The 21,895-nt window shown below is 43.1% G+C and carries 20 protein-coding genes; 13 read left to right on the top strand and 7 right to left on the bottom strand.

The window, feature by feature from the left end; genetic code table 11:
- Positions 1-114 precede the first annotated feature (114 nt).
- Positions 115-831, bottom strand: coding sequence for a FadR/GntR family transcriptional regulator (locus tag ACINWC323_RS15105; RefSeq protein WP_009509224.1), 717 nt, complete (start codon positions 829-831; stop codon positions 115-117).
- Between the two features lie 164 nt (positions 832-995).
- On the opposite strand from ACINWC323_RS15105, the gene alc reads away from it, so the two are divergent.
- From alc to ACINWC323_RS15090, 3 genes are all read left to right on the top strand, one after another.
- Entirely contained in the window at positions 996-2,000 is a 1,005-nt protein-coding gene (alc, locus tag ACINWC323_RS15100; protein WP_009509248.1) for an allantoicase, read from the top strand.
- A gap of 67 nt (positions 2,001-2,067) precedes the next feature.
- Entirely contained in the window at positions 2,068-2,604 is a 537-nt protein-coding gene (locus ACINWC323_RS15095; RefSeq protein ID WP_009509256.1) for an ureidoglycolate lyase, read from the top strand.
- Positions 2,605-2,753: 149 nt separating this feature from the next.
- A complete protein-coding gene (locus ACINWC323_RS15090) occupies positions 2,754-3,545 on the top strand; it encodes a hypothetical protein (protein WP_009509241.1) in 792 nt (263 codons plus the stop codon).
- Positions 3,546-3,597: 52 nt separating this feature from the next.
- On the opposite strand, the gene ACINWC323_RS15085 is transcribed toward ACINWC323_RS15090, so the two are convergent.
- Positions 3,598-4,611, bottom strand: a complete 1,014-nt coding sequence (locus tag ACINWC323_RS15085) for an isopenicillin N synthase family dioxygenase (RefSeq protein ID WP_009509252.1) — start codon at positions 4,609-4,611, stop codon at positions 3,598-3,600.
- 318 nt (positions 4,612-4,929) lie between these two features.
- On the opposite strand from ACINWC323_RS15085, the gene ACINWC323_RS15080 reads away from it, so the two are divergent.
- Together ACINWC323_RS15080 and ACINWC323_RS15075 are read left to right on the top strand one after the other, a co-directional pair.
- Positions 4,930-5,385, top strand: coding sequence for a hypothetical protein (locus tag ACINWC323_RS15080; RefSeq protein ID WP_009509199.1), 456 nt, complete (start codon positions 4,930-4,932; stop codon positions 5,383-5,385).
- A gap of 429 nt (positions 5,386-5,814) precedes the next feature.
- Positions 5,815-7,017, top strand: coding sequence for an ABC transporter substrate-binding protein (locus ACINWC323_RS15075; protein ID WP_009509239.1), 1,203 nt, complete (start codon positions 5,815-5,817; stop codon positions 7,015-7,017).
- 224 nt (positions 7,018-7,241) lie between these two features.
- Here ACINWC323_RS15075 and ACINWC323_RS15070 read toward each other — a convergent pair whose 3' ends face one another.
- The 5 genes from ACINWC323_RS15070 to ACINWC323_RS15055 form a co-directional block, all read right to left on the bottom strand.
- Positions 7,242-8,420 carry an OmpA family protein gene (locus tag ACINWC323_RS15070; protein WP_032881115.1) on the bottom strand — a complete coding sequence of 393 codons (1,179 nt, stop codon included), beginning with the start codon at positions 8,418-8,420 and terminating at the stop codon, positions 7,242-7,244.
- A gap of 139 nt (positions 8,421-8,559) precedes the next feature.
- Positions 8,560-8,805 (bottom strand): zinc ribbon domain-containing protein, encoded by a 246-nt coding sequence (locus ACINWC323_RS0118815; protein ID WP_032881117.1) that lies wholly within the window; start codon positions 8,803-8,805, stop codon positions 8,560-8,562.
- A gap of 263 nt (positions 8,806-9,068) precedes the next feature.
- Positions 9,069-9,623: a dihydrofolate reductase family protein gene (locus tag ACINWC323_RS15065; RefSeq protein WP_009509217.1), complete on the bottom strand. Its 555-nt coding sequence runs from the start codon at positions 9,621-9,623 to the stop codon at positions 9,069-9,071.
- A gap of 100 nt (positions 9,624-9,723) precedes the next feature.
- A complete protein-coding gene (gene puuE, locus ACINWC323_RS15060; RefSeq protein ID WP_009509275.1) occupies positions 9,724-10,674 on the bottom strand; it encodes an allantoinase PuuE in 951 nt (316 codons plus the stop codon).
- A 127-nt stretch (positions 10,675-10,801) separates the two neighbouring features.
- A complete protein-coding gene (locus tag ACINWC323_RS15055) occupies positions 10,802-11,734 on the bottom strand; it encodes a LysR family transcriptional regulator (RefSeq protein WP_009509208.1) in 933 nt (310 codons plus the stop codon).
- 164 nt (positions 11,735-11,898) lie between these two features.
- Here ACINWC323_RS15055 and ACINWC323_RS15050 point away from each other — a divergent pair, with 164 nt between their 5' ends.
- The 8 genes from ACINWC323_RS15050 (at position 11,899) to hutI (ending at position 21,872) form a co-directional block, all read left to right on the top strand.
- Positions 11,899-12,954 carry a Rieske 2Fe-2S domain-containing protein gene (locus ACINWC323_RS15050; RefSeq protein WP_009509237.1) on the top strand — a complete coding sequence of 352 codons (1,056 nt, stop codon included), beginning with the start codon at positions 11,899-11,901 and terminating at the stop codon, positions 12,952-12,954.
- 209 nt (positions 12,955-13,163) lie between these two features.
- Positions 13,164-14,030 (top strand): hypothetical protein, encoded by an 867-nt coding sequence (locus ACINWC323_RS15045; RefSeq protein ID WP_032881119.1) that lies wholly within the window; start codon positions 13,164-13,166, stop codon positions 14,028-14,030.
- A gap of 238 nt (positions 14,031-14,268) precedes the next feature.
- Positions 14,269-15,021: a histidine utilization transcriptional repressor HutC gene (gene hutC / locus ACINWC323_RS15040; RefSeq protein WP_005231077.1), complete on the top strand. Its 753-nt coding sequence runs from the start codon at positions 14,269-14,271 to the stop codon at positions 15,019-15,021.
- Complete coding sequence (locus ACINWC323_RS15035) at positions 15,018-15,599, top strand: HutD/Ves family protein (protein WP_009509190.1); 582 nt, start codon at positions 15,018-15,020, stop codon at positions 15,597-15,599. The genes hutC and ACINWC323_RS15035 overlap by 4 nt, the downstream gene beginning before the upstream one ends.
- Positions 15,600-15,837: 238 nt before the next feature.
- Positions 15,838-17,514, top strand: a complete 1,677-nt coding sequence (gene hutU / locus ACINWC323_RS15030) for a urocanate hydratase (protein ID WP_009509242.1) — start codon at positions 15,838-15,840, stop codon at positions 17,512-17,514.
- A gap of 84 nt (positions 17,515-17,598) precedes the next feature.
- A complete protein-coding gene (hutH, locus tag ACINWC323_RS15025; protein ID WP_005231073.1) occupies positions 17,599-19,137 on the top strand; it encodes a histidine ammonia-lyase in 1,539 nt (512 codons plus the stop codon).
- Positions 19,138-19,201: 64 nt separating this feature from the next.
- Positions 19,202-20,614, top strand: coding sequence for an L-histidine transporter HutT (locus ACINWC323_RS15020; protein ID WP_009509197.1), 1,413 nt, complete (start codon positions 19,202-19,204; stop codon positions 20,612-20,614).
- A 52-nt stretch (positions 20,615-20,666) separates the two neighbouring features.
- Entirely contained in the window at positions 20,667-21,872 is a 1,206-nt protein-coding gene (hutI, locus tag ACINWC323_RS15015) for an imidazolonepropionase (RefSeq protein ID WP_009509205.1), read from the top strand.
- Positions 21,873-21,895 lie beyond the last annotated feature (23 nt).

The raw sequence follows: 21,895 nt of genomic DNA on the forward strand, positions 1-21,895 counted from the left end.
ACTGGTTTTACTGGTCATACCAGATGGTTTGCTTTATTAAAAAGCATAAAAGGGAAGTCTGCATGGATATGGTTCAAGGCATGGGGCAAAGTGGTGCAGATTTAATTTTGATACTTAGATTGAGCTGTTATGCCGAGCAAAGTACACACCCGCACGTTGCGCAGCACCAATAATATGCGCTTGCATGGCTTTTTCAGCCGCAGCTGCATCCTGATTAAATAAGGCTTGCAGAATGAATTCATGTTCTTGAATAGTTTTAAATGCCAGATTCGGCTGGACAAAAGGCAGGATCTGGCTTTTTTTAATCCATTCAGTATGCATTTTAAGTGTTTGAATAATCGATTGATTATGACTAAGTTCAATAATATGCTGATGAAAGGCATAATCTGCCTCAGAGGCTGCCTGCCAGTTCTGTGCCTGAATTGCAGAGGCTAGTGACTGGTAATGTTGCTGTAAGGTCGACTTATCCTGTTCAGTTAAATATTCGCAGGCCAACAGCGCACAAAAACCCTCCAGTACATAGCGTAATTGATAGAAATCTTTAAGCGAAACACGGTGTTCGCCATCCCATTGTTCGGCGGCCTGACTGTGTTGTGAAATCACATAAACCCCTTTACCTGCCTTGATTTCCAATAATCCTAAAGCGGCAAGACGGGTGAGGGCCTCGCGTAACGAAGCACGGCTGATGCCCAACTGGAGGGCAAGATCACGTTGTGAGGGTAAGGCAGAACCGACAGGATAGGTATTTTGTTGAATGCGTTGATGAATCACTTCCACCGCTTGCTCAGTCACCTGAGATGATTTTCCATTGAGCAGAGCTTGTGGACTCATAAGCAACACGCCTTAAAGATCAAAATAAACAGTTTGATTCTACACAAAATTCATCTTTTTGTTGGTGCTGTCGATCAAAAATCGCTATATTTTTAACAACAGGTCAGACCAGTTGGACTGGATTTTGCATAATAGAATAGAAATTAAACCTTCAGGAACGATCAATGACAGTGCATATTGCTAAAACCGTAGCTTTACCGACCCATTTGCAAGCGTTAACCAATCTCGCTGATGCCAGAATTGGTGCAAATATTGTGAGTTGTTCCGATGAGTTTTTTGCAGAAGCTGCAAGAATGTTGCAAAGTGCACCCGCTCAATTCATTGAAGGAAAATATGATGACAATGGCAAATGGATGGATGGATGGGAGACCCGCCGCAAACGTGAGTCTGGCTATGACTGGTGTATTGTTCGTTTAGGCGTAACGGGGATTGTATCTGGATTTGATATTGATACCTCATTCTTTACAGGCAATTATCCAGCCTCTGCTTCCATTGAGGGTTGCTATGCACCAGATAATCAACTGGAAGGGATCAGCTGGACTGCTTTATTAGAAAACTCGGTTTTATCTCCGGATCAGCATCATTTTTTCGACTGCGCTGCTCAGAAAGTTACCCATATTCGTATTAATATTTTCCCTGATGGTGGGATTGCACGTTTAAGGGTGTATGGCCGTGTGGTGCTCGAACATGTCGATACAACTCGGCAGATGGACTTGATTGGTTTAAAAAATGGCGGGCGTATTGTGGCCTTTAGCGATGCGCATTTTGGTCATCCGAATAATCTGCTCAGTCCGGATCGCGGCTTAAATATGGGCGATGGTTGGGAGACCAAACGTCGCCGTGCCCCTGGTTTTGACTGGTGCATTATTGCTTTGGGACAATCTGGATTCGTTGAAAAAATTGAAGTCGATACCGCATTTTTTAAAGGAAATTTCCCCGCATTTTGTTCGATTCAAGCCGCTTATATTGAAAATGCAACCGATGCACAACTGATTCCGCAAAGTATGTTCTGGCCTTTTTTATTGGAACAGCAGCCTTTGACTATGGACCATATTCATGAATATGTTGCAGAAGTACTGCAACATCAAAAAGTGAACTATATCCGCGTCAATATGATTCCCGATGGTGGGATTAGCCGGATTCGTTTATGGGGAAAAGCGGTTAAATAATTTCTCATGAGTAAATGGCCTCATTGTGACCCCATGAGGCTGATAAGAAATAGAAGAGAATCCACCTATGCATGAAAAAAATATTGTAATCCAGCCTTTAACTCAGGACAGTTTTGCTGCTTTTGGTGAGGTCATTGAAAAGAGCGGCAAAGACTTTATCCCGATTAATCAGGGACTCACTGAGCGTTATCACGCCTTATCACTGGCACAAATTTCAGGTGATCATGTTGCTGTTGGGATGAGCATTTTTCACAATTTATTTGCAACTCAGATTCCATTTCAAATTGAGATGCTGGAACGGCATCCGTATGGTTCGCAGTCCTTTATTCCTTTACAGCAGCAGAAATTTATTATTGTTGTGGCGCTACCTTTTGATCAGGATCGTCCCGATGAACAAAGGATTTATGCATTTATGAGTAACGGACAACAGGGGATTACTTATCATCAGGGTATATGGCACCACCCTTTAATTACTTTGGAAGCCAATAGTGATTTTCTCGTGGTCGATCGTATTGGTGGCGGCAGTAATTGTGATGTGTATCATTTATCTCAACCTTTATGGATCAGTGAAGCTTTAGCACAGTCAGAGATCGTTAATCTCTGACTGTACAAGTTTTATAAAAAGAAGATATGTACTTTAAAATATTGGAAGGTTGTTCATTTTAATCTAGAATTCTTGATCGTAAGAATATTCGCGTATCCTTATTATTTTCTAATTAAGATTTTTATATAAAACATAAATATTGATTTTCTATGTCAACAAAACGTTATGTAGCAAGAGAATTGCTTGAGCAGCACACCAAGCAAAAGAAGCAAGAAAAATTAGAACAAAGACGTTTGGCGCTTGAACAACAAGCTAAAGAAAAAAGAAAAGCGAAATTACAGATTGCTTTTTGGATTATCGTATTTGTTTTACCCTTATTTTTATTTCCAGCATATCCACGCAATCAGTGGCAATTTGAGATTTATCGTTATATCACAGAGCAGATGTTGATTACGGTGGGGACTAAAGGTCCATTGCCATTTTTTACTATTCTTTCAAGTATTTATTTTACTATTTTAACTTTTGTCGCGGGCTGTTACATGTGCCTGTTATTTATTAAGAAAGTAGGCATGAACAAGGCGTTTCAGGAAAAAATTTATAGTAAGTTTTTTCAGGCTGAGTTTGAGGCATCGAAGAAATATCCTTGGCTGGAGAAGCCATGGATTAAAAAAACGATTGTTTCAGGGATATTTTTATTCTGCTTTATCATGGGGATGGGCCATTTTCTTTTGGAAAATATCTCCTTTCAGGATGGGAGTCGTAGAGGTGCACTTATCCAGTTAGGTTATAATTATCGGATTGGTGTACTTTTTTGGGAAAGTACGTTTAGTGTCTTTACCATATTCCCATTTTTTTATTTTGGTTTTTTATTTATTTATCTTGTTAACTATTTTTTCCGAGGATTAGGCACGGGAAAAATTATTATTCCCCAAAAAGTGATACCTAAAAGAACTAAGAAGAGATCACGGAAAAGATTAGAAACGAGAAAAATAAATCGATAATTTTTTAATGGCAGACAGAGACCCTCTGCCTCTGTCTACAAGGAATCAACGATTAATATTTCCCTTTAAAATTCGCACTGATGCGTTGTTTTAAATATTCCTTCGCTGTAATTGCTGGATATTTCTTTTGTGGGCTTTCAATCAGCACATCTTCATTGGCTTGGCAGAAGAACGCCAGACTATATCGCGCTCCTTGATACTCATTTGCTTCTGGATTTTTGACTCGGTGGAAATTAGAAGGTAATTGATCATCACTCCAACGCATCAACATATCGCCGATATTACAGGTGATCACATCATCTCGTGGTTCGATACTGGTCCATTGTTGCTGTTCCATATCTTTACCTGGGCACACTTGCAGACCACCTTGACCATTACGTTGAAACAACAAGGTTAAACAATCAAAATCGGTATGTGCACCGGCACGCCATAGCCCCAATTGATCTTTTAAAGCAGGATCAATAGCATAGTAATGCAACATTCTTAAAGTGCTTTGATAGCTGTCTTGTTCCGGATCATGCGCCAGCGTAAAGAAATTATCGGCAAAACCCAGTTTATAAGCAAAGCAGCAGAGTATTTTCATACCCACGTGCCAGCAGGCCTGCTCAAATTCCAGCATGGTATTTTTAAAATTAGGTAGCTCTTGCTCGGTTGGATAAAGCCCGTCCATACGTGGGCGAGTGATTTGGTAAGATTCCTTTTGATCCGGGGTACTGGTTGATGGACGAACCTGCGCCTTACTTTCCCAACCTGCATTGCGATTGAGCGGGTAACGCGCTTTGACCGATTCAGGTAGAGCAAAAAACTGTTGTGTCATCTCGAAAGCTGTTTGGATTTGCTCAAGTGGAATACCATGATGCGAGACCTGAAAAAAACCAATATCCGTTGCTGCTGCCCAAAGCTGTTCGGCAATTTCATATTTACGTTGTTCAAAGTTGGATAAATCAATCACCCGAACTTCACGTTCAAAGGTCTCTTGACCTAAAGCGCCCATACGCGCTTCTTTTTGCAGTTCTTCTAAGCTGTAGTCATTTTCCGCTAATGCAGACATGTTGGCGCTATTCATATTTCAACCTCATCTTCTGGATAAACCGTGACCCAATCAAATGAATTGAAAGAGACGGGGTCACATTCAAAAAAAAGCTGCATTCCCTTCAAAAGATCGTTCTGATGAAGAGCCTAAGCTGATTTCTGAGCAATGACCCACATAACAGCCGATGTGACTGACTATGCTGAACGCTTCTACTCTGACATAAAGGGTGAAGCAGTTTTTGTGCCAGTTTATAAAGTGAAATAGATTGATGTTAAAATCGGCCTGAACTTTGAGCTATAACTAACCGTAAAATTAACTCAATGGTTAAGCTATCTGCAAGAAAGGACAGTAATGAGCGTATTTAATCAGCATACAGTGAATTGTCCACCATTAGGAATATTGAAATATGGCAGTGCACATTGGTTGGGAGAAGTTGAACTTGGGGCATTCGAAGGGATGTTTAGAGTGATTGTTCGAGCAAAACGTAATGGTCCAACAGATGCACAGATTGCAGCAATGACATGTTTGCTTTCTGATGCCGCGTCCATCAAGACATTGGCAAGTAAGGCAATGGTTGATGTTTTTGAGGATTGTGAACTTCTTCCAAGCGACTTTGGTTCTGATGTGCATCATATCTGGCAGTATCTTTCCCCTTGTGAAATAGAGGTTTCCGATGAAAACTATTTTGGTGGTGAAGATAATCGGATCAATATAATGATTATCTTTGAGTCATCACAACATTTGGATTTTTTACCCGCTATAGTGACGATTGATGGATACTTTGAGGAATGTGTGTCGGGAACTTGATGGCAACTTTTACCCTGTTTCAGAACAATTGTTGATATGCAACATGGCGATTTAAAATATTTATTTGTCCAGTAGGTAGTTCATTTAAGGTGCAGCTGCACGTACTGAATGCACCATAAAACTGCACTCAAAACCAAAGACTCAATACAGTTTATTCATCTTAGAACAATTAAAAATAAATCCGACCTAGAGAATTACCAATAAAAACAAGGTGGAATCAATCTTGGCACAGAGCTTGCTAAATCATGATTGAGTATAAGCGGTCAGTATGTTGTGAACATACGGGACATTGCTCTACAGCGTTTGCTGTTCCTCTTTCGGGGACAAAGCCAATTGATTTGGTTTTGAGAGAAATGTGTAACTTATACATTGATTGACCCCCTTAAAAGAATAGCAAGATGAATCCATACAGATTTAGGGGTCTTATTTATGAATATTCAGCACTATGTAGGCAAAGGGCGACGTACTGTAATTGCGGGCGCGTTATTGGGGTTGGCAACAGTTATCAGCTCAACCAGTTTTGCAGCCGATAAACTTGTTTTACAAACCACATGGTATGCGCAAGCCGAGCAAGGTGGATATTATCAGGCACTGGCACAAGGAATTTATAAAAAATACGGACTTGATGTCGATATCAAAATCGGTGGGCCACAGGTCAATAACATGAGCTTATTATTGTCCAAGCGAGCCGATATTATTATTAATTATGACCTACAGGTCTTAAAAGGCATCGAAAGCAACTTTCCCATCAAAGCGGTGGCAGCACCATTCCAGTTTGATCCTCAAGGCGTGCTCACTCACAGCGATGTAAAGTCTTTGGCCGAACTCAAAGGCAAAACCATTCTGGTTTCGACCAGCGGACAAGCAAGCTGGTGGCCTTGGTTAAAAGGCAAATATAAATTAGATGCCGCACAGGCTCGCCCGTATACCTTCAATATGCAGCCATTCTTAGCAGGTAAAAATGTCGCACAACAAGCCTATGCGACCTCTGAAGTCTTTCAGGCCAAAAAAGCAGAACCTTCGAGTCATTTCTTTTTATTTGCTGATGCGGGTTATCCCGCTTATGGCGGTATTTTAGTGACCCGCAATGATGTCATTCAAAACAAACCTGATGTGCTGCGCCGTTTTGTTCAGGCGTCTATGGAGGGATGGAAAAACTACTTAGCCGATCCACGTTTGGGCAATAGCATCATTAAAAAAGAAAACCCGAATATGAATGATGAACTACTCACTTTTGCAGTCGGGCAAATGCGCAAATTGAAGTTGATTGATGGTGGAGATGCCAAAACTCAAGGCATTGGTGTCATGACAGATGCACGTTGGAAAGCAACGCGAGATTTTATGGTGAACGCCGGTTTACTCAAAGCTCAAACCAATTGGAAAACCGCTTATACCACGCAGTTTATTAAACCAGCCTTAGATGATCCTCGTTATTTTGGATTACATGATATGGCGATTGGACCTGTGGCAAGTGGTGGACGCGCGCACATTAAGGCGATGTTTGTAGCAGGGAAAATGGTGATGGAAAATGATCAGATTCCTGATCTGGATATGATGGAGTTAGCTTGGCAAGCCAAGCAAGCGGTGAAGTTGTTACAACAGCGGAGTATGGGAATGGCAAGAATAGCCTAAGCCAAAGTTGAGATATCGTAGCATGAGATACCTAGCGCATTCGTTGGTATCTTTAAAGTGATCATTCAGCTAACTTGTTGCGCTTATTGTTAAGTAGTTGTTAGATTGGAATTTATAGAGATAAGATCCAAGGTTTAATCGTTCATCAAATGCGCATTGCAATACTGAGCTATTGCAATGCGCTTACGAGCATAAAACGTGACCATTGTTGCCTGCTGGCATCATCAAGTGCGCACGAAGATTTCCACCCGTCGGTTCAACTGTCTGCCGGCGGGATTGTCTTGGCCGCTGACCTCGTTGGGCGCCACTGGCTGCGACTCGCCGTAACCATGTGTACTGGCGGCAGCTGCGGCACCACGCTGGCGCAAGGCCATGCCCACTGATTTGGCACGGCGCTCGGACAAATCCAGATTGTAGGCGTCACTACCCTTGGCATCGGTATGACCGCGAATTTCGATTGCCTTGGCTGGTACTTTCTGCAAGGCCACGGCTAAGCTGTCCAGCACCTTCGCTGCGTCAGGACGGATATCCGACTTGTCGAAATCGAACAACACCTGATCATTGAGAGTGATGATGAACCCGCATGGCGCGCCTGATGGAGCGAATTTTTTTAACGGCGGAAACTTGCCAGCTGGCGCGACCTTGGGAATTGGTGCCATTTTCACTTGACGTGCTGGTGTACCTATACTGCCGCTGCCTTTGCCATCGTTGCTCACCAACCCGTGTGGGCCGTTCCAGGTACCGCTGCCATCGGCATTGATAGTGACAATGCCTTGCGGACCGTTCCAACTACCTGAACCATCACCTTCGTTGCGAATCACACCATGTTCACCGTTCCAGGTACCGCCACCTTTGCCGTCCAGCACGATGATGCCGTACTTGCCGTTATACGTGCCCGAGCCGTCGGCCTCGACCGAGATGATCCCATCGTCAGCACCACCGTCGCCATTACCGTTGATTGTACCACTACCGTCTGCGTTGACGACGATGACGCCGCCTTCATAGTTGGCGGTGCCACTGCCATCTGCGTTGATATGGAAGATGCCTTCATTACCGTTACGCGATAGATTGCCTTGCGCATCCATGCTGGTGATGCCTGCATCGTTGAGTAATGCGCCGTCGGTCGCACAGTGAGCGGGCTTAACGCTAATACCAGCAACCGGATCAATGATGTCTTGCATTGATGCTTCCAGTGCTCGCTGGGCCGGGCCAATGCCGATGATCTCTGGCACGACGATTTGCGGGATCACCGGGAAGTCGACATCCCCGGCGGACTTGGCTGCGACTTTGGCTGTTTTTGCAGTCGCATCATTGGTCTTTTCCTCGTCAGCCGAGGGTGACTTCGTGCAGGAGCAAGCGAGCAATGCCATTCCCAACACCATGAACCTGTTCATTGAAAACATGTCTAATTACTCTACTTATATGTTGACCGAGTTTTGTTTTAATTAAGTCGCTTTAAATCCTTCAAATGCCTATGTTGCTTAATAAAAATCACGTGTACAACTCCACAACAAGATGATGTAGTTGTTTCATTAAGATCATTTATTTACTCTTGAGCAAAAAATAGGCGAAGACAAGCACCGCTAGTCCGAGCAGAAGTCGCGCGATCCAGGGTGTGACCAGCCAAGCACCGAGTGCCATGATGGCGCGGCTCAAGACATGCGGTGATTGTAATGCCCCTGACTCGGGCGTGTGACGTTGGGTCTGCAGCGGATAACCGCAATGCGGGCAGGAGGTGGCTTGGGTCGAAACCTGACTGCTGCATTCGGGGCATGAAATAAGCGCCATAAGTGTTCTTCCTTTTTAGTTATTTTCCATTTGGGCATTAAGAAATGCCGTATAGACACATGTTGTCGATTCGCAATCAGGTCATAAAATTGTATCAGCTAAAAGATTGGAAAATTCTTCCGAATCACCCATTTTATTTAACAGAATGGGTTGTTTCGACTGAGTTGAGGGGCTTGCCAATTGCTTTGCTGTTCTCTAGTAAGGTAGATAAATAAATCATTTAAGGCAATAGATCATTTAAAGCATTCAACATCTGGCTAATTTTATATGGGTTCAACGGTATAATGTAATTCAACCATACCTTCCCCCATGTGATGAACGGAGATTAATTTAAGCGTTGGCGCAAGTACTCGTCGGGGAAATAGTGCTTTTCCTTTCCCAAGTGTGACTGAACCAATTTGTATAATGAGTTCATCAAGCAAATTGGCATCATAAAATTGGCCAGCCAATTCGCCACCACCTACAACCCAGATATTCTTATCCACAATGATGGATTGAATTTCAGCATAAACAGGAGTGATGTCACCTTGCACAAAATGGATATTTGCTCCTTCAATTAGGGGCAGTTTACGGCTGGAAAACACCCAGGCTGGCTGGGTATAGGGCCAAGGTGAACCTGTTTCGGCAGCAACTTGCTCTGCGTTATTCAATATCCACTCATAAGTTGCTGAGCCCATCACCAAAGCACCAACATTTGCAATAAAGGTTGGATAACTTGAGTTATCTAGTCCGCTTAATGTAAATAACCATTCTAAAGAATCGTCTTCGGTCGCAATAAATCCATCTAATGTACTCGCTGCAAAATATTGTACTTTCATCCTGATCATCTCCTTATTCTAAAGGAGTAGCTTAAAACTTATTTTGTTTGGATAAATTATTTAAATCGGATATACGACACCTTATGACGCTTTAATAAACTTAAGTTTGAAAAGGATGATGTCTATACCAATGCTCAGCAATTTGCTGACGGGTACAAATCCAGACCCGATCATGATTTTGCACATAGTCTAGGAAACGTTGTAATGCCTTAAAGCGGGCAGGACGTCCTAAAATGCGGCAATGCATGCCGATAGAAAGCATTTTCGGACAAGTTGCTCCCTCTGCATAGAGGACGTCAAAAGCATCTTTTAAATATTCAAAAAAATCCTCACTACGATTAAAACCCGTAGGGGATGCAAATTTCATATCATTGGTATCAAGTGTATAGGGAATAATTAAATGCGGACGGGTTGCACCTGCTGCATTGCGGAGTGTTGTCCAAAAAGGTAAGTCATCACCGTAATAATCACTGTCATATTGCACCTGATCATATTCTGCCAATAATTGACGGGTATTGGGGCTATCACGGCCTGTATACCAGCCTGTCGGCATTTCACCAAACAAATCTTTAAGGATGTGCATGGCTTCATCCATATGTTGTTTCTCGGTTTCAATATCCATATTTTGATAATGAATCCAGCGTAAGCCATGTGAGACCACATCATAGTTGTGTTGTTTGATGGCTTCGACCACCAGCGGATTACGTTGTAAAGCCATCGCAACGGCAAAAATGGTTATGGGCAATTGGCGCTTGGCAAACTCCTGCTGAATGCGCCAGAAACCGACTCGTGAGCCATATTCATAAATCGAGTCCATCGAAAGGTGCCGTGCAGGATAACTTTCTGCGCCACTGATTTCAGACAAGAACTGTTCCGAACCTTCATCGCCATGCAGAATATGTTTTTCACCCCCTTCTTCATAATTCAGTACAAACTGCACCGCGATTTTCGCTTGATTGGGCCACTGGGCATGAGGCGGTTGATCGGCATAACCGACCATATCGCGTGGATAATCTGCTGTTAAATGAGCGTCTGTACTGGACCAAACCATAGCAATGCCTGAATCGTGAAAAAGGTGAATCTTCACATCAACTTACCCGATTGAATCTTCGGGTGTCAAACACTATGTTTATTTAAATCAATGGCTTGTGTGTTTTTTTTGGTGCGAAAAGACCATGTTATTGATGAATATTGTTTTGCATGCGCGATTTTAGTGCCTCCATCTCGTTAATGATTTGATTCATCATGATTTGCGCAATCCGGGAAAGTTGCCGTTTTGGTGCAGTACAAAGTGCAACCGTAATCGGATGAAGGCCGTGGTCATTGATTGTTCTAAACTCAAAAGCACCATTTTCAATATATGGGGCTGCATCCAGATAACTCATGATGCTGATGCCTAAGTTTTGCTTAAGCAATGAGACCATCATACGGATATCATTACATTCGATTGTGTGCGCTGGGTTGAAGTCATGCTTTTTATAGAGTGCATGCACATGATCATGAATAATCAATGGTTCGGCAGCAACAATATGATTGAACTCCAGCGTATCGGAAAAGTAGATTTTTTCTTTATGGGCTAAAGCATGCTGTTTGGGAATCACGAAACCCAAGGGCATTTCAATAAAGGCGCTGATCTGTAATTGGTGCTGATGTTTGGGATTCAGTATCAAGCCAAAGTCGAGTTCAGCATTGATTACCAGATCAGCAATACGCTCACTGTCCAAGACTCGAAGCTTAAAATTAATCCATGGATATTGCTGAGCAATCGACTGCATCACGGTACTGACAAAACTTTCACTGAGCGCTGCAATCATTCCAAAATCAATGGAACCGCGCTGTAAACCCTGAATTTCATTTAAACGCTTTTGTGTAGCTTGAAACTCTTTTTGCCAGCTGCGTAGATCGGCATAGAGTAATTCACCAGCCAAAGTCAGCTTCAGTCCACTGGGCAAACGTTCAAATAAAGCCACGCCGAGTTCTTCTTCTGCCAGCACGATCTGCCGATGTACCGCGGAGACAGAAATAAAAAGTTGATCGGTCGCTTTTCTTAAACTGCCTGTTTTGGCAACGGCAATAAAATAATCAGCAAAGCGTGAAAATGGCAATGCCATTGTAAACTCACTTGAGGTAAAGCAGGTTTTAATACAAAAGCAATTTTAGTGCCCAGCCTGTTCTAATTTTTAGAATGATGCATATAAATCATTCTAATAGACGGAAATATTGATCTATTCCACACTGCTCATGAAGAGAAAAATCTTAAAAATGAGCACAGGATATGAACGCAATTCCATTCATCAATCTTCCCGATAAGCCATGTCATAGCCAATTTGATGATCAGGACTGGCAGATTCTTGCGCAGCATTGGTATCCCGTGGCACGTATCGAAGATGTGAGCAGTAAACCGCAGCAAGTCACCTTACTGGATATGAATCTAGCTTTGTATAAGACCGAAACAGGGCAGATTCATTTAGCTCGGGATATTTGCCCGCATCGTGGTGTGCCTTTGAGTAAAGGCTGGGTTGAGGGAGACACTTTGATTTGTCCTTATCATGGACTTCATTTTAACGAAGATGGCAAATGCTCTAAAATCCCAGCGCAACCTGATTTAACTAAAATCTCAGAGCGCTTTTCGCTGACCAAGTTTCCTGTGGTTTTAAAATATGGATTGGTCTGGACCAGTATTCTCGGCAGAGATGAGAGCTTGGCTAATTTTCCTGTGTTGGACACATGGGAACAGGAAGGGCATCAAGCCATTTTACCGCCATCTGTGGATATTGCAGGTTCAAGCGGTCGTCAACTGGAAGGCTTTATTGATGTGGCACACTTTGCTTGGGTGCATCATCAGGCCTTTGCTGATCGACATAATCCTGTGGTACCTAAATATTCGACTGAACGTACCGATTATGGCTTACATACAAACTACACCAGTAATGTCAGCAACTACCCGCATGGGATGCAGCACCTAGCACCCGATGATTTTGTTTGGGAACGCATCTTTGATGTTTATCCGCCATTTTCGGCAGTATTGACCATTCATTTTCCAAATGAAGGCGTACTCAAGATTTTAAATGCCTGTTGTCCGATCTCACATAATAAGACTCGTTTGTTTGTACCGTTAACTCGTAATTTCGATACCACGGGAGACTTACAGGCTGTCTATGATTTTAATGCGCAGATTTTTGCCGAAGATCAGGAGATGGTGGAGGCGCAAAAGCCAGAAGAATTACCTTTAGATATGAGTATGGAAGCACATTTTGAAGCAGACCGTTCTTCGGCCATGTATCGCCGTATCTTGGCTGAATGGGGGTTAAGCAAACGATATACGGTATAAGTTAAAACTCTTTTAGGCTAGATAACTGACCCGGTTTTCAAAGTTGCAAGGTATGATGAAAATCAATCTATATTATTTTAGGACGAGCATCCGAAATAATGTAGATTGATTTGAAAAAAATTCAATATGATTTAAAAAAAGGTAACTTAAGTTTATTTTTGGGAAAATCATTTATACTTTCTAGATCACATAGATTTTTATTATAAGTCATGCTTAAAAAACTTACTCTTGCTGTTTTAATCACTATTCCTACAATTACTTATGCAAATAATACATCTCTTATTAAAAATGCTAAGCAAAGTATTAGAGATAGTATAAAAGATCCGAGATCAGCACAATTCCAACATATTCGAGTAGTGAAGAATTTAAGAGGAGAAAGGGCTGTCTGTGGTGAGGTAAATGCAAAAAATGCTTTTGGAGGTTATGTCGGTTTTACACCATTTATGTATGTCGATGGGGCATCCTATCTCGCGTCAGGCGATGAAGATTATCAAGAGGATTTTTATTACGTCTATATACTGAGTGGTTGTATGGGTGTCTCAGATGAAAAAGAATTTAGAAATCAGCTTTACTATGAGCAAGTTCAACAAGAAGAGCAAATAAGAAAGGAGCAGGAAGAACAAGCACGGAAAGAACGAGAAGAAGAGCTTGAGCGGATTAAACAGATTACTGACCAAAAATTAAAAGAGGTCGAAGAAAAAAAAGAACTTGATCGACTGACAATACTCGAGAAGGACAGAGAGTTCTATAAAAGAAAGAAACTTACAGCGACTGATACAGAGCGACGTGAATATAACAAGCAGGTAAAAACATTCTGTAATTTTCTATATGACTACTATACAAATAGAATTAAGCATGGTTTCAGCCATGAAGATGCTTTTTTAACGGTTACTGCGGCTTATAACAATATGGGCTTAAACTCAGTTTACGATAGTCTGGATGCCGTTGAAATTATATTACAAGATGGTTTTGAACGCCTTCAACATAATAAGGAGGATTATAATAAGTTTGTCAAAAATGGAGCATTTTTTCAGGGCTGGATGAAAGGGATATGTATCGTTCAGCGCAAGATATAATCAAATTTATTATAAAGAGTTGAATGTATCTTGTATCCCTACAGCTTTTCTAGCGATAAGGATGGGGTGATAAATCAAAGTGATCAGCTTATAATCTAATCAAGATAATAATGTGGTAAGACAATTTTAGTCTTGGTGCATAATTAAAAACATATCATTTATTTGTATAGGCTTGTATATACAATTTGCCTCATTTCAATATACAATGACTTAGAATATTTAGTATGAGTTTTAGCCAATGTCAAGAGCGACAAAGCAAAACGATTTAGATTTGTCCTTAGAAGAAGATAGTCCGGTTCCTTTGTATCTACGTGTGAAACAAATGATTTCACAAAAGATTTATGAGGGAAGCTGGACTGTTAATAAAAAGATTCCTTCAGAAAGTGAATTGGTCAATTTACTGGGCTGTAGTCGCATGACCGTGAATCGGGCTTTACGCGAACTGACCAGCGAAGGTTTATTGGTGCGTATACAAGGTGTCGGTTCTTTTGTTGCAGAAGGACAAGGCCGAACTGCTTTATTCCATGTGAATAATATTGCAGAAGAAATTATTGCCCGAAATCACAAGCATCATGCCGAAGTCTTGGTGCTGGAACAGATTCAGGCCAATGCTGAACAAAGTATGCTGATGCAGATTCGGGAAGGGCAAAAGCTCTTTCACTCGATCATCGTGCATTATGAAAATGATGTACCTGTTCAGATTGAAGATCGACTGGTCGATCCGATGTTGATTCCAGATTACTTGGCACAAGATTTTAAAAGCATTACACCCAATGCGTATTTAATGTCGAAAGCACCGGTGACGGAAGGTGAGCATGTGGTGACAGCGATTCTTGCTTCAGCACAAGAATGTAAATGGCTGAAAATTAATAAGACTGAACCTTGTCTGTTGATTCGTCGCCGTACCTGGTCGAATAAACAGCTGATTTCCAGTGCACGTTTGATTTATCCGGGTAGTCGTTATTATCTGGAAGGTAAATTTACCCAATGATTCAGCACTTAGACACAGCTGATTATCAGCAGATGCTATGGAAGAACGGGGCGGGTTATACCATTGAACTTGCCCGAAGTGACGGTGACAGTCTGGATACGTTTGATTGGCGTATATCCATGGCGGATGTTAAAAATCCAGGAGATTTTTCCCTATTTAAGGGCATGCAGCGTATCCTCACGGTATTGGAAGGTGTTGGCATTGTATTGAATATTGAAGATGATTCCGAACATCTGAAAACTTTACAATCTGCGCAATTTAGTGGCGATCGAAAGACTAGCTGTAAACTGATCGACGGGCCAATTCGGGACTTTAATCTGATCTATAATCCTGAAAAATGGGGTTCTCGCTACCAATGGCTGTTTGAGTCAGCCAGCACTGAGCTGTTCAGTTCAGCCGATCTGATTTTTATTTTTAATCAGAGTCCAGAACCCTTGGAAATTGAAGTTGATCAGCAGGTTTTTCATTTGGCACACCAGCAAAGCCTCAAGATTGAGCAGCAAAAAACATTAAAAAAATTGCTTATAAAGTCACAGTTTTTAAAGCAGACTTGTCTCATTGAGCTCACAAAAATCTAATTTTTAGACTTTTTAAAAAACACATATGACCCCAGGTTGTATGTGTTTTTTATTGTTGATCAAAAAATAAATCTATTTATTTCATTGGCTTGTAATTTATTTTCATAAAAGAATTGAAAAGCATCTTTTCAATATAAAAGTTTTGTGTAGTATATGGATGTATATACAAGTTAATACATTGCTATACAGTAAAAGCAGATTAATTTGCTGGTTCAAACTCAATGGAAGGAGTCCGATTGTGACAACAACGACAACAAAATTTCGTGATGTAGAAATTCGCGCACCGCGTGGTACACAGCTCAATGCCAAAAGCTGGTTAACAGAAGCGCCACTGCGTATGTTGATGAATAACCTAGATCCTGATGTCGCAGAAAATCCAAAAGAACTGGTGGTTTACGGTGGTATCGGTCGTGCTGCACGTAACTGGGAATGTTTCGACAAGATTGTTGAAACACTAAAGAATTTAGAAACAGATGAAACTTTATTGGTTCAATCGGGTAAGCCAGTGGGTGTGTTCAAAACTCATAAAGATGCACCGCGTGTTTTGATTGCCAACTCGAATCTGGTGCCACACTGGGGGAACTGGGAACATTTCAATGAACTGGATGCGAAAGGTTTGGCAATGTATGGCCAGATGACGGCGGGTTCTTGGATTTATATTGGTAGCCAAGGCATTGTACAAGGGACTTATGAAACCTTTGTCGAAGCAGGTCGTCAGCACTATAACGGTGACTTGAAAGGTCGTTGGGTATTAACGGCTGGTTTAGGCGGTATGGGTGGTGCACAACCTTTGGCTGCAACACTTGCAGGTGCATGTTCACTTAATATCGAATGCCAACAAAGCAGTATCGATTTCCGTTTACGTACCCGTTATGTCGATGAACAAGCCACTGATCTGGATGATGCTTTGGCGCGTATTGAAAAATATACCAAAGAAGGTAAGGCGGTTTCGATTGCACTGCATGGCAATGCTGCTGAAATTTTACCTGAATTGGTTCGTCGTGGCGTACATCCAGACATGGTCACTGACCAAACTAGCGCCCATGATCCATTGAATGGTTATTTGCCAATTGGCTGGACATGGGAAGAATACCGTCAGCGTGCTAAAACTGAGCCAGAAGTGGTGGTGAAAGCAGCGAAACAATCAATGGCGAAACATGTTCAAGCCATGCTGGACTTCCAGAAAATGGGTGTGCCAACTTTTGATTATGGTAATAACATCCGTCAAATGGCACAAGATGAAGGCGTAGAAAATGCCTTTGATTTCCCGGGCTTCGTTCCTGCCTATATCCGTCCATTGTTCTGTCGTGGTATTGGTCCGTTCCGTTGGGCTGCGCTGTCAGGTGACCCGGAAGATATCTATAAGACAGATGCTAAAGTAAAAGAACTCATTCCAGATGATGAACATTTACATCGCTGGTTAGATATGGCGCGTGAACGTATTAGCTTCCAAGGTTTGCCAGCACGTATTTGCTGGGTGGGCTTAGGCTTACGCGCAAAACTGGGCTTGGCATTTAATGAAATGGTGCGTAGTGGTGAGTTGTCAGCACCCATCGTGATTGGTCGTGACCATCTGGATTCAGGTTCAGTGTCTAGTCCGAACCGTGAAACCGAATCAATGAAAGATGGTTCAGATGCCGTATCAGACTGGCCATTATTGAATGCCTTGTTGAATACTGCTGGCGGTGCGACTTGGGTGTCATTGCACCATGGCGGTGGTGTAGGTATGGGCTTCTCGCAACACTCAGGTGTGGTGATTGTGTGTGATGGTACAGATGAAGCAGCAGCACGTATTGCACGTGTACTGACCAATGACCCTGCAACAGGGGTGATGCGTCATGCCGATGCGGGTTATGACATCGCAATTGACTGTGCCAAAGAGCAAGGCTTGAACTTGCCGATGATCACGCAATAAACAGACAAGGACATTACGATGCTTTTTGCAATTGTGTAAACAGCATCGTAAGCGAACAATAGAGTGCAAAACAGGACGCCAATAATGGAACTTCTAATTCAACCCGGCAAACTTAGCTTAGCAGATCTGCGCCACGCTTATTTAAATCCAATCAAAGTGAAACTCGATGACAGCGCTTCTGCTGGCATTAATGCAAGTGTTGCTTGTGTCGAAAAAATCGTGAATGAAGGCCGTACAGCCTACGGGATCAATACAGGTTTTGGTTTACTTGCTTCAACCAAAATTGCACCAGAAGACCTTGAGCAGTTACAGCGCTCATTGGTACTGTCACACGCTGCTGGCGTAGGTGAGCCACTTGATGATGCGATGGTACGTCTGATTATGTTGCTTAAAGCAAATAGCTTGGCACGTGGTTTTTCTGGGATTCGCCGTAAAGTGATTGATGCCATTTTGGCTTTAATCAATGCTGAAGTTTATCCGCATATTCCACTCAAAGGTTCTGTTGGTGCTTCAGGTGACTTGGCACCACTTGCACATATGTCTTTGGTGTTATTAGGCGAAAGTAAAGCACGCTATAAAGGTGAATGGTTGCCGGCAGTTGAAGCACTTAAAATTGCGGGTCTAGAGCCAATTTCCTTAGCGGCGAAAGAAGGTTTGGCACTGTTAAACGGTACGCAAGTTTCAACTGCTTATGCTTTACGTGGTCTGTTTGAAGCAGAAGATCTATTTGCTGCTGCAACAGTGTGCGGTGGGTTAAGCGTTGAAGCCATGCTGGGTTCGCGCGCGCCATTCGATGCACGTATTCATGAAGTGCGTGGTCAACGTGGTCAAATTGATGTGGCTGCGGCTTATCGTGACTTGTTGACTGAATCAAGTGAAATTTCTCATTCACATGAAGATTGCAGCAAGGTTCAAGATCCGTACTCACTACGTTGCCAACCACAGGTGATGGGGGCGTGTTTGACCCAGATCCGTCAAGCGGCAGAAGTACTGGAAATCGAAGCAAATGCGGTATCGGATAACCCATTGGTCTTTGCTGCTGAAGGCGATGTGATTTCGGGTGGTAACTTCCATGCGGAACCTGTTGCCATGGCAGCAGATAATCTGGCATTGGCGATCGCAGAAATCGGTTCATTGTCTGAACGCCGTATTTCCATGATGATGGACCGTCACATGTCACAGTTGCCGCCGTTCCTGGTTGCCAATGGTGGAGTCAATTCTGGCTTCATGATTGCTCAAGTAACAGCCGCTGCGTTAGCAAGTGACAATAAAGCACTTGCACATCCTGCCAGTGTTGATAGTTTACCGACTTCTGCAAATCAGGAAGACCATGTTTCCATGGCGCCGAATGCTGGGAAACGCTTGTGGTATATGGCTGACAACGTTCGCGGCATCCTTGCAGTTGAATGGCTAGGTGCATGTCAGGGCCTTGATTTTCGTGAAGGATTGAAGAGTTCTCCAAAACTTGAGCGTGCGCGTAAAGTGTTGCGTGATCAAGTGCCTTACTACAGTGAAGATCGTTTCTTTGCGCCAGATATCGAGCAGGCAAGTGAATTGCTCGCGAGTGGTTGCCTGAACGAATTACTCATTCCGAAGCTATTACCGAGTTTGTCTGAAGTGTGATCAATAAATCGGTCACATGGAGTGGCCGAATCTAACTAAATTTCCTCAAGGATTGGAGATTATAATGTCACAGCACTCCACATTACAGCGGGGGCTAAACACCCGCCATATTCGTTTTTTGGCATTGGGTTCAGCCATTGGGACAGGACTCTTTTACGGTTCGGCCACTGCCATCAAAATGGCAGGCCCGTCTGTATTACTCGCATATATTGTTGCAGGGATTGCAATTTATATCGTGATGCGCGCACTCGGTGAAATGGCGGTACATAACCCGGTATCAGGTTCATTCAGTCATTATGCTTCTCAATATATTGGCCCGCTTGCAGGTTTTACCACCGGCTGGACCTACGTTTTCGAAATGATCATCGTTGCGCTTGCCGATGTGACAGCATTCGGAATCTATATGGGATTCTGGTATCCCGATGTGCCACGCTGGATCTGGATTTTGTCACTGATCATGTTCTTGGGTGCAATCAATCTGATTCACGTCAAGGTCTTTGGCGAGCTTGAGTTCTGGCTTTCAATCGTCAAAGTCACTGCCATTGTGGCCATGATTGTTGGTGGTTTGGGGCTAATGTTCTACGGTTTCCATGCGGACCACAGTGGCTTTACCACAGGCATTCAAAATTTATGGATTCATGAAGGTTTTATGCCAAATGGCATTGCAGGTTTGGTTGCCTGTTTATCTGTGGTGGTATTTGCTTTTGGCGGGATTGAAATTATCGGGATCACTGCTGGTGAATCGCAAGATCCAAAAACTTCGATTCCAAAAGCGATTAATGCCGTGCCGGTACGTATCCTGTTGTTCTATGTCCTGACGATTTTTGTATTGATGTCGATTTTCCCGTGGAACCAGATTGGTAGTCAGGGCAGTCCATTCGTACAGATTTTTGAGAATCTGGGCATTGGATCAGCGGCAACCGTTCTGAATATTGTGGTCATTACAGCGGCTGTATCTGCCATCAATAGTGATGTGTTTGGTGCCGGACGTATGCTGTACGGGATGTCAAACCGAGGACAAGCGCCAAAAGTATTCCAGAAAATTTCGAAAAATGGTGTGCCTTGGATGACCGTGGTGGTGATGGCAGGCGTGTTGTTGATCGGTGTCTTGCTGAACTATCTGATTCCTGAAAATGTCTTCATCATCATTGCTTCAATTGCGACTTTTGCAACCGTTTGGGTGTGGCTGATGATTCTACTTTCTCAGGTTGCGATGCGTCGTAAATTATCGAAAGAAGAAATCAAGGCACTGGATTTCCCAGTCATTGGCTGGCCGTATGCCCCTGCATTTGCAATTGCGTTCATGCTGTTTATTTTAGCCATGATGGGGTATTTCCCGGACTCACGACCTGCAATTTATGTCGGTGCAACCTGGTTAGTTCTACTCTGGATTGCTTATAACATCTGGGTGAAGCCGAAGAAAGATACGGTAAAAGAAAGCGTAAGCTTGCAACAAAATATCGAAATGGAAAGCTAAAGATCAAACTGCTCAGGTACTTATCCTGCCTGAGCAGTGAGAGGAAATGTGAATGAAAAAGCTTTGGAAAAACTGTCATATTGCCACCATGCAAAATGGGCAATATTCCAGTATCGAACATGCTGCAATGGTCACTTCGGGGCAGCACATCCACTGGATTGGAACCTTTGACGATGTTCCTGCCGATGCTTATTCCGAAACTATTGATTTGAATGGCGCTTGGGTGACTCCCGGCTTAATTGATTGTCATACCCATAGTGTATTTGGCGGCAACCGTAGTGTTGAGTTTGAAAAACGCTTACAAGGTGTCAGTTATGCCGAGATCGCGGCCAGCGGTGGCGGAATTGCCAGTACGGTTCGTGCCACGCGTGAAGCAAGTGAAGAACAGTTGCTGGCATCAGCACTGAAGCGCGTTCGTTGCCTGCTCAAAGATGGGGTCACCACCATTGAGATTAAATCAGGCTACGGTCTGGATTACGCCAACGAACGCAAAATGCTGCGTGTGATTCGTCAGATTGCAGAAACTCTGCCGATGACGGTTCGCAGTACTTGCCTGGCAGCGCATGCTTTGCCACCTGAATATCAGGATCAAAGCGATGCGTATATCGAGCATATCTGTAATGACATGCTGCCAAAACTCCATCAGGAAGGTCTGGTTGATGCAGTCGATGCCTTTTGTGAATATCTGGCATTTTCTCCTGCTCAAGTTGAGCGCGTCTTTAAAACAGCCCAGTCTTTAAATTTGCCAATCAAGCTGCATGCAGAACAGCTTTCTTCGCTCGGTGGCTCAAGTCTGGCCGCGCGTTATCAGGCTTTGTCGGCAGATCATCTGGAATTCATGACAGAAGAGGATGTGAAAGCCATGGCTGCTGCGGGGACGGTTGCAGTGTTATTGCCAGGCGCATTTTATTTCTTGAGAGAAACCCAGTATCCGCCGTTGCAGAGCTTGCAGCAACATGGTGTGCGGATTGCCTTGTCCAGTGATTTAAATCCGGGTACATCGCCAGCTTTATCTTTGCGTTTGATGATGAATATGGGCAGTACCTTATTCCGTTTAACCCCTGAACAGACTTTAGCTGCGGTAACGCTTCATGCAGCACATGCATTGGGCTTGCAAGACACGCATGGCAGTCTGGAGCAGGGCAAAGTGGCAGATTTTGTTGCCTGGGACATCGAGCATCCTTCAGAAATCGTTTACTGGTTAGGGGGCGATTTGCCAAAACGTATCATTCAGCATGGCAATGAAATTTCGATCTAAGCCTAGGCTCATTTTTAAAGCGT

Origin of the sequence: Acinetobacter sp. WC-323 (assembly GCF_000314615.1) — a bacterium.
In the GTDB taxonomy this organism is placed as follows: Bacteria; Pseudomonadota; Gammaproteobacteria; order Pseudomonadales; family Moraxellaceae; genus Acinetobacter; species Acinetobacter courvalinii.